The sequence below is a fragment of the Acinetobacter sp. 24-47-66 genome (assembly GCF_056779755.1).
This window is the reverse complement of record NZ_JBWYIL010000003.1, coordinates 144,177-159,492: the sequence shown is the minus strand read 5'-3', so window position 1 is coordinate 159,492 and position 15,316 is coordinate 144,177. Positions and strand designations below refer to the sequence as shown.

12 protein-coding genes are annotated in these 15,316 nt (G+C 41.6%); 3 read left to right on the top strand and 9 right to left on the bottom strand.

What is annotated here, in order from left to right; translation table 11 throughout:
- Window positions 1–177 precede the first annotated feature (177 nt).
- Window positions 178–762 carry a YqiA/YcfP family alpha/beta fold hydrolase gene (locus AC1M84_RS04655; protein WP_481592801.1) on the top strand — a complete coding sequence of 195 codons (585 nt, stop codon included), beginning with the start codon at window positions 178–180 and terminating at the stop codon, window positions 760–762.
- 14 nt (window positions 763–776) lie between these two features.
- Window positions 777–2,657 (top strand): DNA topoisomerase IV subunit B, encoded by a 1,881-nt coding sequence (gene parE / locus AC1M84_RS04650; protein ID WP_481590164.1) that lies wholly within the window; start codon window positions 777–779, stop codon window positions 2,655–2,657.
- A 44-nt stretch (window positions 2,658–2,701) separates the two neighbouring features.
- Here parE and AC1M84_RS04645 read toward each other — a convergent pair whose 3' ends face one another.
- The 9 genes from AC1M84_RS04645 to urtA form a co-directional block, all read right to left on the bottom strand.
- Window positions 2,702–2,998: an FmdB family zinc ribbon protein gene (locus AC1M84_RS04645; RefSeq protein WP_481594517.1), complete on the bottom strand. Its 297-nt coding sequence runs from the start codon at window positions 2,996–2,998 to the stop codon at window positions 2,702–2,704.
- Window positions 2,999–3,119: 121 nt separating this feature from the next.
- Window positions 3,120–4,298 carry a formamidase gene (gene fmdA, locus AC1M84_RS04640; protein WP_092766540.1) on the bottom strand — a complete coding sequence of 393 codons (1,179 nt, stop codon included), beginning with the start codon at window positions 4,296–4,298 and terminating at the stop codon, window positions 3,120–3,122.
- 39 nt (window positions 4,299–4,337) lie between these two features.
- Window positions 4,338–5,453, bottom strand: a complete 1,116-nt coding sequence (locus tag AC1M84_RS04635) for an AAA family ATPase (RefSeq protein ID WP_051586508.1) — start codon at window positions 5,451–5,453, stop codon at window positions 4,338–4,340.
- 38 nt (window positions 5,454–5,491) lie between these two features.
- Complete coding sequence (locus AC1M84_RS04630; RefSeq protein WP_035264753.1) at window positions 5,492–6,535, bottom strand: aliphatic amidase; 1,044 nt, start codon at window positions 6,533–6,535, stop codon at window positions 5,492–5,494.
- 213 nt (window positions 6,536–6,748) lie between these two features.
- On the bottom strand, window positions 6,749–7,447 hold the full coding sequence (gene urtE / locus AC1M84_RS04625) for an urea ABC transporter ATP-binding subunit UrtE (protein WP_035264750.1): 699 nt from the start codon (window positions 7,445–7,447) through the stop codon (window positions 6,749–6,751).
- A 9-nt stretch (window positions 7,448–7,456) separates the two neighbouring features.
- Complete coding sequence (gene urtD / locus AC1M84_RS04620; protein ID WP_092766538.1) at window positions 7,457–8,215, bottom strand: urea ABC transporter ATP-binding protein UrtD; 759 nt, start codon at window positions 8,213–8,215, stop codon at window positions 7,457–7,459.
- Window positions 8,212–9,378: an urea ABC transporter permease subunit UrtC gene (gene urtC / locus AC1M84_RS04615; protein WP_481590162.1), complete on the bottom strand. Its 1,167-nt coding sequence runs from the start codon at window positions 9,376–9,378 to the stop codon at window positions 8,212–8,214. Before urtC ends, urtD begins: the two co-directional genes overlap by 4 nt.
- A gap of 19 nt (window positions 9,379–9,397) precedes the next feature.
- Window positions 9,398–10,318 (bottom strand): urea ABC transporter permease subunit UrtB, encoded by a 921-nt coding sequence (gene urtB / locus AC1M84_RS04610; RefSeq protein WP_035264743.1) that lies wholly within the window; start codon window positions 10,316–10,318, stop codon window positions 9,398–9,400.
- Between the two features lie 79 nt (window positions 10,319–10,397).
- Window positions 10,398–11,636 carry an urea ABC transporter substrate-binding protein gene (gene urtA / locus AC1M84_RS04605; RefSeq protein ID WP_179999684.1) on the bottom strand — a complete coding sequence of 413 codons (1,239 nt, stop codon included), beginning with the start codon at window positions 11,634–11,636 and terminating at the stop codon, window positions 10,398–10,400.
- Window positions 11,637–11,838: 202 nt separating this feature from the next.
- On the opposite strand from urtA, the gene AC1M84_RS04600 reads away from it, so the two are divergent.
- Window positions 11,839–15,315: a hybrid sensor histidine kinase/response regulator gene (locus AC1M84_RS04600; RefSeq protein WP_481594553.1), complete on the top strand. Its 3,477-nt coding sequence runs from the start codon at window positions 11,839–11,841 to the stop codon at window positions 15,313–15,315.
- Window position 15,316 lies beyond the last annotated feature (1 nt).

Sequence of the window (15,316 nt, the reverse complement as noted above, 5' to 3'; positions counted from 1 at the left end):
CCTTGTATTTATCTTATGTTGTTCATCCCGAACAATTTTTAAGATAACTTTGATTTCAGATCGGCTCTAATTTTTTTGTCTGACAATATTTGTTATCGTACAAAAGAGAAACAAATATGTGATATGATTCACAATAAAAATTAGAACAATTTTGAGGAAAATGCAATTAATCAGTTCATGAATATTATCTATCTACATGGATTTCAAAGTAGTCCTTTTTCGATTAAAGGGCAACTGATTCGTCAGTATTTTGAAAGACATGAGCATATACAGGTGCATTTGCCCGATTTAAATATGCCGCCTGATCAGGTCATTACTTCGATTTCGACACTCATCGAGTCTATGTCAAATGTGGTTTTGATTGGGAGCAGTTTAGGTGGATTTTATGCGACGCAGCTTGCCGCAAAACATGGAGTCGCAGCTGTACTGATTAATCCCGCTATGCAACCATGGAAATTATTTAGAAACTTGTTTTCAACGGTGCAGTTTCCTTATCCAGTCACTGCGAATTGGTCGTTAGATGAAGCTCAGCTTGATCAATTGGAGCATATGGCAGTTCCGTTTGTGCAAGATGCAGACAAAATCTTGGTCTTGTTACAACAAGGTGATGAAGTTTTGGATTATCGTGAAGCGGAACGTTATTATAATTGCGATGGTCATCAAGCGTTCCTCATTACAGAAACATATGGCAATCACGCGATGGATGATTTCGCGGATAAAATACCCTTGGTATATCAGTTTTTAGCTGACAGCTTAAAATAAGGAAACAATTTAACGTGTCTCAATATACGGCCCAATCCCTTGAAGTCTTATCGGGTTTAGATCCTGTACGCCGTCGTCCAGGCATGTATACCGATACCACACGTCCAAACCATTTGGCGCAAGAGGTCATTGATAATGCGGTCGATGAAGCATTGGCAGGACACGCGAATAAAATTACAGTGACCGTGTATAAAGATGGTTCATTGTCAGTAGAAGATAACGGGCGTGGTATGCCAGTTGATATTCATCCTGAATATGGTCAAAGCGGCATTGAAATTATTCTGACTAAACTGCATGCAGGTGGGAAATTCAGTACAGATAATTATCAATTCTCTGGTGGTTTGCACGGGGTTGGTATTTCTGTTGTAAATGCGCTTTCCACACGTGTGGAAGTCCAAGTTCAGCGCCAAGGTAATTTATACAAAATGGCCTTTGAGCAAGGTGAAGCAACGGCACCACTTGAAGTTCTGGAAGGTAAAGCACCCAAACGTGCATCGGGTACCTCAGTTCACTTTTGGCCTGAAGCGAAATATTTTGATTCACCTAAATTTGCATTGAAGGCGCTTAAACATAATTTAAAAGCGAAGGCGGTATTAGCTGCTGGCTTACAAATCAATTATGTTGATGAAATTAACGACGAAAAGATCACGTGGCAGTTTGAAAATGGTCTCGTCGATTATTTGATGGATGAGTTGGAAGATCGTGAAATCATCCCTATGCCTGCATTTGTCGCTACAGGTGACGCGGAACGTGCCAGTGCGGAGTTTGCGATTTGCTGGAATGTTGAAGGCGGAGAGAGCATTCAAGAATCTTATGTGAACTTGATTCCAACGGCTCAAGGTGGCACACATGTGAATGGTCTACGTTCAGGTGTGACGGATGCGATCCGTGAGTTCTGTGAGTTACGTAATCTCTTACCACGTAATATGAAGCTTTCAGCAGAAGATGTTTGGGATGGCGTGAACTATATTCTGTCTTTGAAATTTCAAGAGCCACAATTTTCAGGTCAAACCAAAGAGCGTCTTTCAAGTCGTGAAGCCTCTGCGATTGTGCAGAACATCGCAAAAGATGCTTTTGCCTTATGGTTGAATCAAAACTCTGAAATTGCAATGCAATTGGCTGAAATGGCGATTTCAAAAGCGGGACGTCGTTTAAAAGCAGCGAAGAAAGTTGAGCGCAAAAAAATCGTTTCAGGTCCAACTTTACCAGGCAAATTATCTGATTGTGTGGGACATAGTTTGGAAGAGTCAGAACTATTTATTGTGGAAGGTGATTCTGCTGGAGGATCTGCCAAACAGGCGCGTGATAAGAATTTCCAAGCGATTATGCCGATCCGCGGAAAAATTTTAAACACTTGGGAAGTCTCTTCAGATGAAGTACTTGCTTCTCAAGAGGTTCATAATATTGCAATCGCAATAGGAGTTGATCCGGGTTCTGATGATTTGTCTGAACTTCGCTATGGCAAGATCTGTATTCTTGCCGATGCAGACTCAGATGGATTACATATTGCGACTTTGCTATGTGCATTATTTGTGAAGCACTTCCCAAGTCTAGTTGAAGCAGGGCACTTATTTGTTGCGATGCCACCTTTATTCCGTATTGATGACGGTAAAGATGTGCATTACGCGCTTGACGAAGTAGAATTAGAAGGCATATTGAAAAAAGCCAAAACTAAATCCCCACAAATCACACGATTTAAAGGTTTGGGTGAGATGAATGCAAGTCAGCTCCGTGAAACAACATTGGATCCCAATACTCGTCGTTTGGTGCAACTAGATTTGGATGATGTGCATTTTACTTCAGGTTTATTAGATAAATTATTAGCCAAGAAACGCGCAAGTGATCGTAAAGAATGGTTGGAACAAAAAGGCAACTTAGCTGAATTAGTCGTTTAATTTTCTGCAGACACGAGCATTAAAGCCCGCAGATGCGGGCTTGTTTATACTTCACAGAGTGAACAATTCACACCACGACAGTTGTGTAGCACTGAACTGCGTGCACTATTTTTATTGGTACCTGGACCGCCCACTAAAGGTCCTGCAAGTTGTTCTACACCTGATCCTGGGCGCCATTTGGTCTTCATGTTGATTTGTTGTCTGCCAGTAATCATCGGTTTCGCTAAGGTGGGTTGTTGGCAGTATTTGCATTCGATGGTGTCAGTTGCAATCCTAGAAATAGGCACACGTTGTTCAAAAATTCCTTCGCAGTGCTCACAGCGGAAATCGTATAATGGCATGGTCGTGCTCCTACTTATTTTTAAGCATGCGCATGTTTAAAAGTTAAAAAGGAGGTAGCTCGCATGCTTACTCAAGCTACCCCGTAAAATGGTGAAACCTGTAACAACAATAATGCGCTAATTAGCGTTTATGCCCCCAAAATTTATCGTCATTTAAAGCACCTTGCGGCAAGATATTTTGTTCAAAAATGGAGGTTGGGAGTGAGACGGTACATGCACAGTTTGGAATATCTACAATACCTCCGATACGACCTTCAACTGGTGCAGCGGTAAGTAACATGTAGGCTTGTGACCCAGTAAAGCCAAAGTTTTCAAGATACTTGATGGCTTTTAAACATGCTTGGCGGTAAGCCACTGTCGCATCGAGATAGTGATTTACACCATCTTCAACACTGATCCCTTCGAAAGTCAGCCATTGATCATAATTTGGACGTACATTGCTTGGAACAAAGATGGGTGAATCAATATTGTATTTTTCCATCCCACCTTTGATTAAATCGAAACCGACACGTGTAACGCCATCCATTTCAATCGCACCACAGAAACCAATTTCACCATCACCTTGTGAGAAGTGGAGATCGCCCATTGAGAAGCCAGCACCTTTTTGATAAACAGGGAAGTAAATACGGCTTCCTGCAGCAAGGTCTTTAATGTCTGTGTTACCCCCATGTTCACGTGGAGGAACTGTGCGTGCAGCTTCAGCCGCCATACGATCAAATTCGGGACCTTTTACACCACGCAGAACGGCTGTACGTGGATCAGGAGGGTTTGCTTGACCTTTAGGAACGAGCAATGCTTCACGGCGATTCCATTCTTTCAGTAAATCATGTGATGGTAGAGTTCCCATCAAGCCAGGATGTTTTAATCCTGCAATACGTACACCAGGGATATGACGTGAAGTTGCAAATAAACCTTTCAAATCCCAAATGGCTTTATCTGCTTCTGGGAAATAGTCCGCCAAGAAGCCACCACCATTTTCCTTGGCAAAAACACCCGAAAAACCCACATCAGAAATCGGTTGAATGTCTAGTAGATCAATGACCAACAAATCACCTGGTTCTGCACCTTCAACATAGAATGGACCTGTTAAAGGATGAGCACGTGTTAAATCCACATTTTTAACATCAGAAATATCGTCAGTATCTTTAATTTGTGCGTCAAGGAAATCCAAACTTTCAATCAGAATTTCTTCACCAGGTTTTACTGATGTCAGAAAAGGTAAGTCTGGGTGCCAACGGTTGTGACCAATTTCGGCTTGCTCCGCAAGTGGAACTCCTGGTTTGATTTTAATATGTTGCATAATGTATCCCCTGTATTGAGGTCAAATAAAGTTTAGGTCTCAGTGTTGTTGTGATGCTTCGTGTATCAGTAACGGATCAAGTTGTTTCACTGCAGGCTCAATCATCTGAATTTGAAGCTTCGTATTGTCGTAATCGATGATGAATTCACTAATGTGCTTGTTGTTTAGAAAAGCTTTCGCGAGTGCAGGTTCAACTAACACTTTAAAACGACGGCTTAACCCCCGAGCACCAAATCGAACATCATGTCCTGAACTCAGGAATCGAATGGCAGCATCGGTCAAAGCAATGGTTCGACTTTGCTTTTTTAGACGTTGGTTCATTTTGTCAATTTCGAGTTGGACTAAGGTTGCAGCAAAATCAGATTCAACTGGCTGATAATGTAAGATTCGCTCAATTCGATTTAGAAACTCAGGATCAAACTTTTTATCGAGTGCTTTTGTCGTGATTTCACTGTCATCTAATTTCAAATGCTTGGCTAAATTCTGGAGTGGTTTTGGTAATTGACTGAGTTGTTTCAGACGCTTTTGAGCATCTTTGGCACCTACATTACTGGTCATAAAAATCATGCAGTTTTTAAAGTCTAAAACCTTTGTACCCGCAGTTAATTTTAAAGTTCCTGTTTCAAGCACATTGAGTAGCCCTCGAATGACTTCAGTACTGGCTTTTTCAATTTCATCAAAGAGAACAATGCCAGGTTTGGAGAAACTCCCTTGAATCAGGGCTTCATCGAATAAAGTATTTCCTTCTTTAGAGCCGACATAGCCTGGTGGGGCACCTGTCAGGGCGGCTGCATAATGCTCTTGTGCCAATGTATTCATATCAATTCGGCAGAATGCATCAGCTTTACCGTGTATCGCTTCAGCAATGAGGCGGACTGTTTCCGTTTTTCCTACACCGGTAGGACCTAACATCAGTGTGACACTTAAAGGACGATGAGCTGCGTTAAAATCTGCTTTCACTGTGGTGAGCATATTTTCAATTTCATCAAGTGCGGCTTCTTGTCCAATAATATGTTCACGTAGATGGGTCATCACGGCATCTGGTTCAAAACTGAATCGGGAAGTACGTGCTATACATTCCTTGCTTTGCATGTCATAGCGTTGTTTTGCCAAACTTTCCTGATTGGCATGTATACGGTCACTGGCAAATGTCATGTTCGAAACCTCCTGAAATCAAGTCGGACGAAGCTTCTTTAAGAAGCTTCTTTCTCTAACCCTTCGTGAGGTAAGTTGCCAATTGGGCACTCTGCAACGCCAATGGTTGAACGCGTAAACTGCTCAACATTTTCCTGTGCTTTTTGTGCGTCTAAGACCCATGTTTTGTAGAAGTCGAATGGACAATCGGCAACCCCTTTATCACCATCACCATTGTTGTATACGCCTGTGTAACCACGGTGTAGCAGCTTGAACAAGTGGTTTTGTGATTGATCGTATTTACGTGCATCACGTATTTCTGTGAGTGATAACTGTGCGTATTGGATACCATTTTCTTCCGTACCACATTCACCTAATGTACGTCCGTCAAAGCCGACCACTGCCGAATGTCCAAAGTAGGTATATACCCCATCAAAACCAGTACAATTGGCAACAGCCACATAAACGTTATTTGCCCATGCCATACATTTGGCCATATTGATTTGCTGTTCATCAGCCGGGTACATATAACCTTGGCATCGCACCACAAGTTCAGCACCTTTCATCGCACAGTCGCGCCAAATTTCAGGGTAATTGCCGTCGTCACAGATAATGAGTGACATCTTGATGCCTTTAGGGCCCTCTGTCACATAAGTCGTATCTCCAGGGCACCAGCCTTCAATTGGGCACCATGGAATAATCTTGCGATATTTTTGAACGATTTCACCTTTGTTATTGATGAGCACTAAGGTGTTATATGGCACTTTATGCGGGTGTTCTTCGTGCTGTTCTCCAGTAATTGAGAAGACGCCCCAAACATTTGCTTCAATACAAGCTTGAGAGAAAATTGCCGTTTCATCACCTGGGATTGTGGCTGCAGTTGCCATCATTTCATCATGATCATACATAATGCCCATGGTGCTGTATTCAGGGAAAACAATGAGATCCATGCCTGGAATACCTTGTTTAATCCCTTTCAACATTTCAGCAATTTTTTTTGCATTCTCAAGTACTTCTGCTTTGGTGTGCAGGCGTGGAATTTTATAATTCACCACTGCTACACCCACTGTATTAGGACTACTTGAGATATCACCGTGACGCATTCAACTTACTCCCCATATCTTTAAAATTAAAATCTATGTAAGGAGTTTCTCGTGAAATTGATCGATGCAAAATACGGTGAATTGCGTATATGAAGCGATATTTTGAATGAGTCTTTAGATCGAAATAACAATACCACTCCAACAAATGGTCAAAAAAAATCCCCCGAAAAATCGAGGGAGATGCCAAATTAAGAATTGATGAGATGACGTGCTTTAAACTGAAAGATATTTGCTAATGGTTGCTTCATCGACATTCGCTCTGACATCTTCATAAGCAAAACGGCCTTTATCGATGACCAAGAAGCGATCTGCCATCGCCATAGTAAAGCTCAGTACTTGCTCGGAGACCACGATAGTGAGGTCTCGTTGATCGCGAATTTCTTTTAGCGTTTTCGCAATATCTTTAATAATCGAGGGCTGGATTCCCTCGGTAGGTTCATCGAGCAGCAATACTTTGGGATTGGTGGCGAGTGCACGTGCAATTGCCAATTGTTGCTGTTGTCCACCAGATAAATTTCCCCCTTTGCGTTTACGCATATCCCAAAGTACAGGGAAAAGCTCATACAGATCGTCAGGTACTTTGCCATGGGCAGACGCAGGGAGACCTGTTTGAATATTCTCTAGAACAGACATGGTTGAGAAAATCATACGACCTTGAGGAACATAAGCAACACCATTTTCTACACGTTGATACGGGTCAAGCTTTTCTAAGTTTTTACCATCGAGCTTGATTTCGCCTTGAGTATTTTTAATATCACCGATAAGGGTTTTAAACAGTGTGGTTTTTCCCATCCCATTTCGACCCATAATCGCCACAATTTCTTTGGGTTGAATTTTAAGTTCTAGATCATGAATGACTTGGCTTTGTTTATAACCTGAACACAAAGAACTAATTTCTAATAATCCGCTCATAAGGCCTCCTTAGTGTCCGAGATAGACTTCAATGACTTTTGGATCACTTTGCACATCATCCATTTTTCCTGCTGCGAGGATTTTCCCTTGGTGCAATACTGTCACTTTATCTGCAATGGTTTTTACAAACTCCATATCGTGCTCAATCACGAGGACTGAGCGTCCTTTACTGATTTCACGAAGCAGTTGTGCTGTCTGTTCGCGCTCAGAAACACTCATGCCTGCCACAGGTTCATCCAGCATTAACAACTCGGGGTCTTGCATAAGCAACATCCCTATTTCAAGCCATTGTTTTTGTCCATGAGACAATAGGCCTGCGGAGGTGTGTAATAAATCAGTGAGGAAAATTTTTGAAGCGACTTCTTGGATACGCTCTTCGACATCTTTGGTTCGCTTAAAGAACAAAGCCCCAAACACATTACGACCACGTGGGAAAGACATTTCGAGGTTGTCATAGACTGAAAGGTTTTCGTAAATATTGGGATTTTGAAATTTACGACCGACACCTTTACGAACGATTTCGAACTCTTTGAGCTTAGTCAGTTCAATATCATTAAATTTGATCGTGCCAGAAGTTGCTTTAGTTTTACCGCAAATCAAATCTAACACTGTTGTTTTACCTGCACCATTAGGGCCGATCACCACGTGAACTTCGTTTTTATCGAGATAGAAGTTGAGATCGCTGACGGCTTTAAAGCCATCAAACGAGACTGTGAGATCTTCGATAACAAGTACAGGTTTTGCCATTTCTACGCCGACTTTACTCATTTCACACCTCCTTCTACTTCAATATTGCTATCTTTTTTGGACTCCGTGGGTTGATGGGGGATAGGCGAAGCCGTTGTTTTTTTATCTTTGAAGATAAGTGGGCGAACATATTTTTCATATAAGCCAGCTAAACCATTCGGTAAGAACATCACAACGCCTATGAACAATGCACCAAGGAAGTACAACCATACTTCAGGGAATGCTTCAGAGAAGTAAGTTTTACCGAGGTTAACTAAAACTGCACCATATACAGCTCCAATCAGTGATAAACGACCGCCTACTGCAGCCAAGATCACCATTTCAATAGATGGGACGATGCCAATAATCGTAGGTGACATGAAGCCGACTTGCAGCGTAAACATTGCCCCACCGACGGAAGAAACGACTGCCGCAAAGCAGAAGATAAAGACTTTGTACATTGAAACGTCATAACCAGAAAAACGTACACGTTCTTCTTTTTCACGCATTGCAGAAAGTAAGCGACCTAACTTTGAGCTGAGAACAAAGCGACTGATCATGATGACTGCGATGAGTAATAATGCATTGATGTAATACAGAACGTACTTTGCCTCATCCGTACGGATGTCCCACCCATGTAATGTCTTGAGATCAGTAATACCGTTGATACCACCAGTAAAGCCTTGTTGACCAATAATCAAAATTGTCAAAATCGCCACAATCGCTTGCATGATGATAGAGAAATACACGTCTCCTACACGACGAGTAAACATTGCAAAACCAATAATAAAAGCCAATAAAATTGGAATAATTACAATCGCGAATAGGGTAAATGTGAAACTATGGAACGGTTCCCAGAACATTGGTAAACTGGTAATTTGGTTCCAGTCCATAAAGTCAGGAATACCGGGTGTGGTTTGAGCTGCTGTGGATTGCATGTCAGAAGCTTCGAGCTTGAGGAACATGGCCATACAGTAGCCACCGATCCCAAAGAAAATACCCTGACCTAAACTCAAAATGCCGCCGTAACCCCAGCACAGCACTAAACCAATCGCGACAAAGGCAAACGTAAGATATTTACCCATTAAATTGAGACGGAAAACATCTAAAAACATGGGCATTACAAATAGGATCAGTACTGCCAATATAGCCAGTCCAATCGCACCTTCTTTACCGCCTAACAAGGCATTCATTGGATTACTCATATCAATCTCTCCTGAATACCTATTTACGAACTTTGATTGAGAACAAACCTTGAGGACGTAACATCAAAATGATGATGACCGTCGCTAAGGTAATGACTTTGGCAACAGAGCCTGACAGGAAGAACTCTAGGATTGATTGGGCTTGTGCAATACTGAAAGCCGAAGCGATAGTGCCTAATAGACTTGCAGCTCCACCAAACACCACAACCAAGAACGTGTCTACGATATAGAGAGAGCCTGCAGTTGGACCAGTTGAGCCAATTGTCGTAAACGCCGCACCAGCAATACCGGCCAAACCACAACCTAATGCGAATGTTAGACTGTCCACACGCTTTGTATTAATACCAACGGCACCACTCATGAAACGGTTTTGGTTTGTCGCACGAAGCTGTAAGCCCCAGCGAGAACGATAGATGAGGAAATAGACGAAAGCGGTCACGGTGAGTGTGACACCGACAAGGAATAAGCCATTAATAGGAATATCAATCGTCTCTGTCGGTTGATAAGAGCCCATAAGCCAATCAGGTAGTGTTGGACTCACTTCTTTGGGACCAAATGTAGAGCGAAACACTTGTTGCATGATTAAGCTCAAGCCCCAAGTTGCAAGCAAAGTATCGAGTGGCCGCTGATAAAGCCGACTAATCATGAGCCGTTCGACCATATAGCCGATAATGCCTGCTGTCAGAAAAGCTGCCACAATCGCTACAATAAAATAATAGGGAAGCAATTGAGGAAAATAGCTTTCAGTCAGGGTTGAAATGACAAATGTGGTATACGCGCCTATTGTGAGGAATTCACCATGTGCCATATTGATGACACCCATTTGCCCAAAAATAATTGCAAGGCCCAGTGCCATTAACAACAGCACACAGAAAACAGAAAGACCATTAAAGCCTTGCATCGCAAATATTGCACCGAAGTCAGCTAAAGATAAATCCATCGCCTCATCCTCCAAGCTTTAAATAATAGGTTTGAAATGAAAAGATCAGGAGAGGGCTCTCCTGATCATGTGCTGTCGATTAGTAGCCTTTAGGGAATGGATTAGGCTTGATTAAACCTTTTGATTCGTAGACTACTTTGAATTGACCATTGGTTTGCACTTGTGCAATACGTGATTTGCTCCATAAATGATGATTGGCATCAATTTTCACGTAACCTTCAGGCGCATTTTTCATTTCGATGCCTGGAGAGGCTTTGGTAACTTTAGCAACATCAAAACTACCAGCTTTTTCAACTGCGGCTTTCCATAACCACGGACCAAGATAAGCGGCTTGAGTCACATCACCAATTACTGCTTTAGGACCATATTTCGCTTTAAATGCTTTTACGAAAGCTGCGTTACTTGGATTATTTAGACTTTGGAAATATTTCATTGAAGAGTAGAAGCCCTTCATATTTTCGCCACCAATACCCAGTAATTCATCTTCTGTCACAGAGAAGGTGAGCAGTGTTTGCTTATCGCCAGTCACGCCTGCAGCTTTCATTTGCTTGTAGAATGAAACGTTTGATCCACCTACCACGGCAGCGACAATTGCATCTGGTTTACGAAGTTTGGTTTTGTTAATTAAAGAACCAAATTGCGTATGGCCAAGCGGGTAGTATTCTTCACCGACGACTTTACCTTTCAACACTTTTTCAATGTGTGTACGGGCAATTTTCATGGTGGTACGTGGCCAAATATAGTCAGAACCGATTAAATAGAATGTTTTGGCTTTTTTCTCACGTGCAAGCCAATTCAGAGACTCAAGCACCTGTTGTGTAGCTTCTTGACCGGTATAAATCACATTTTTAGATTGTTCTAGACCTTCATAGAATGTTGGGTAATACAGAAGCGAATTATTTCGTTCAATAATAGGTAATACGGCTTTACGAGAAGCTGAAGTCCAGCAACCAAAAATTGCTGCAACACGATCCTTTTCAGTTAATTTTCGGGCTTTCTCAGCGAAAGTTGGCCAGTCAGATGCACCATCTTCTTGAACAATTTTAATCTGACGACCTAATACACCACCTTGTTTGTTGATCTGCTCAATGGCTAAGCGTTCTGCTTGGATGGCCCCTGTTTCAGAGATTGCCATCGTTCCCGTCGCTGAATGAAGCTGACCGACATAGACGAATTTATCATTTACGTTAAGTTTGGTTGTATTTACTTTTGCTGTCGCTGGAGCACTCGCAGTGGTCAAGACAGGTGCCAGTAAAAAAGGAACAGCGAGTAGTCCTGCGAGTAAGCCAGATGTTTTAACTTTAGATTTTAAGGTCATTGGTGTTCCCCTGATGAAGTGGATAAGGCCATTGCGCGATTTATTGTTTGCGCTTGCTATGGACTTAAGCCTAAGGGGTGTTAAAAAATGAGCATATACGTCACTTTACGTATATCGATGTTCCTCAAAATGTTTTTTGATGAAAGTTAAGCTGGGCATAGATTTTGCTAACTGTAAGGGTCTATTTAAATTGCCTAGCTTTATGGTTTCATCTAGCAATACTCCTCAAGCACCGCAACGGGTGATTCATACTCGCCGTAAATACAATACTTGGGTGGTTGATGAGAGTATTGAAGACTATGCACTACGCTACGCACCGAGGTCAGTAAGACGGTGGTCCCTTTGGACGGTGACCAATACAGCGCTTGCAGCAGTCAGTTTTCTAGCGATGGAAGCGCTTGGTGCAACCATGTTATGGCAATACGGCTTTAGCAATGCATTCTGGGCCTTAGTGGTCGTTTCAATCATTATCTTTTTGACCAGTTGGCCTATTGGATATTACGCGGCCAAATACAATGTTGATATTGACCTACTTACGCGGGGCGCAGGCTTTGGCTATATCGGCTCATCTATAACTTCAGTCATTTACGCCAGTTTTACTTTCATCTTCTTTGCTTTTGAAGCCGCTATCATGGCTTTGGCGCTTGAGCTTGGTTTAGGTGTACCGCTGAGTCTAGGTTATTTAATTTCTGCGCTTATTATTCTGCCCCTAGTGATCAAAGGCATAGGGTTTATTAATAAAGTACAAGCGTTTACCCAACCATTATGGATTTTTTTATTATTACTACCATGGTGCTTTGTTTTGGTGAAGCATCCGACTCTGCTCTCTGAAGTTGCCCTAATAGAAGGCGCGCAAAGTCAAAGTGCAGGATTCAATTTGGCTTTTTTTGGCGCATCTTGCACTGTTTTGTTTGCGCTGATTACGCAGATTGGTGAACAAGCTGATTATTTAAGATTTTTGCCAGACAAAAAAAATGCTCAAAAGAAATGGAATTGGGCGGTATTTTTAGGCGGTCCTGCATGGATATTGGTGGGATTCATTAAAATTTTTATGGGCATGATTTTAATGGTACTCGCCCTTAAATTTATGGTACCGAATCATGAGTTAAGCAATCCGAATTATCTATATTGGATCGCCTACCAACAAGTGATTGAGCATCCTGGTGCTGCATTATTTCTTACAGTCATGTTTGTGTGTATCGCACAGTTAAAGATCAACGTAACCAACGCTTATGCTGGCTCATTGGCATGGTCTAATTTCTTTGCACGCTTAACGCACAGTCATCCCGGACGTGTGGTCTGGTTAGTATTCAATATTTTTATTGCGCTATTGTTGATGGAGCTGGGTGTCATCCATGCGGTGGAGCGTGTATTAGGGCTTTATAGTAATGTGGCCTTGGCATGGGTGGGTGCCATCGTTGCTGATCTCGTCATCTGTAAGCCATTGGGGCTGAGCCCGAAAGGAATTGAGTTTAGGCGTGCTTACCTCTATGACATTAATCCAGTCGGTGTTGGCAGTTTATGTATTGCATCCTTGTTGTCGATTTTATGCTACTGGGGATTATTTGGTGATATCGCAAAATCCTTAGCAGGATTTATTGCTTTAGGTTCAGCTATCGTCTGTGTCCCAATGCTTGCTTATTTTACTCGTGGCAAATACTACATCGCACGTCATGAAGATAAATCATTAAAACCAATAGAGACACAACGATGTGTGGTTTGTGAGCATGATTATGAAATGGCTGACATGGCGACTTGTCCTGCTTATAACAATATTATTTGTTCTTTATGCTGTACCTTAGAAGCTCGTTGCCATGATTTATGTAAGCCTCATGCACGGTGGTCTGCACAACTTAAGCATTTTGCAGTTTGGTTTCTACCGCGCCAATGGTTGAGATACATCAATACTAGATTGAGTCTTTATATTTTGATGATCTTTGTTCTGAGTGTGGTATTGGCAGTCAGTTTAAGTCTGGTTTATTTACAAGAACTGAGTAAATTCGGCACAGTATTTGGATCAACTCAACAGCATGAGTTGCTGATGCTATTTGTGAAAATTTATGCCGTATTATTTTTACTGTTATGTGTTGCAGCATGGTGGTTGGTACTTAATGATGAAAGTCGCCGACAAGCTCAGCTTGAAAGTAATATGCAAACACAACTGCTCATGGACGAAATTGAAGCGCATAAAATTACAGATCGGCAATTACAAGATGCACGAACTCAAGCTGAAAAAGCCAATGAGGCCAAAAGTCGTTATGTTGTTGGGATTAGTCATGAACTGAGAACACCTCTAAATAGTATTTTAGGATATAGCCAGTTACTCAATAAACAAGAACAACTCTCTGAACAAGGAAAAGCTGCGCTGGGCGTGATTCGTCGTAGTGGGCAGCATTTAACGTCCTTGATTGATGGTTTACTTGATCTTGCAAGGATTGAAACAGGTAAAATTTCTTTAGAAATGTCGAATATTGAATTTCCGAAGTTTCTCCAACAAATCGTGAATATGTTTGAGCCACAATTCCAACAAAAACAACTGAAATTTACGGTCGAAATTAGTGAAAAAATACCACAATACGTACGTATAGATAAAAAAAGACTTGAACAGATCCTTATCAATTTAATGGGAAATGCTTTGAAATTTACGCTCGAAGGAGAGGTGAAATTTCGAGTGGATTATCGCTTTCAGACGGCATATTTTGAAATTCATGATACGGGATGCGGAATTGCTGAAGCAGATCTAGAGCGAATATTCCAGCCTTTTGAGCGCGGACAAAATGTCGTACAAGGGAGCTTTGCTGGAACAGGTTTGGGTTTACCAATTGTTAAACTATTGGTGGATATTCTCGGTGGGGAGTTAAAGGTAAGCAGTACGTTAAAAAACGGTTCTATTTTTAAAATAAAACTATATTTACCTTCAAAGTCGGTTATTCATCCGATTGCTGATGTCGCATCGAATACAGTATCTGGCTATACGGGACATCGCCGTAAAATATTGGTCGTAGACAATGAAGCAACTGATCGTGGACTAGTTTTAAATTTCCTTAAACCTCTCGGCTTTATTCTTGAAGAAGCAGAATCGGGATTGCAATGTCTAAGAAAAGTCCCTGAATTTCGACCAGATTTAATTTTAATGGATTTGAGTATGCCTTTGATGGGAGGGTGGGAAACTGCGAAATTATTGAGAAATAATAAAATGACCAATGTTCCCATCATCATTATTTCCGCAGATGCCAATGAACGAATGCAGAACCCTGAAACCGATGTATTGAATGAAGACTTTCTGGTCAAACCAGTGGACTTAAATCTGCTACTGAACAAAATTGGAGATAAATTAGGCTTGAACTGGGTTCATCAGAATGAGCCGAATCAAGCCGCAGAAGAACCTCAAAAACAGGTTGAACCCTTACACTATGATAGTAACGCTTTATCTGTCAGCGTGATTGATGAGGATGATGTAGCATCAGAACAAGCGCTAATCAAACTAGAAGATTATTTGAGTATTGGTTATATCCGTGGAGCCAAAGAGATCCTCGAAATTTGCAAGAAACGCAATGTCTGTGATCCTTCTATATGGCAACACATAGAATTTGATATTCAACGCTTCGATACCCAACGTGCATTACAACGATTACACGAGCACCTATCTGATATCAGATCTGATTTGGAAGGGAGTTAAG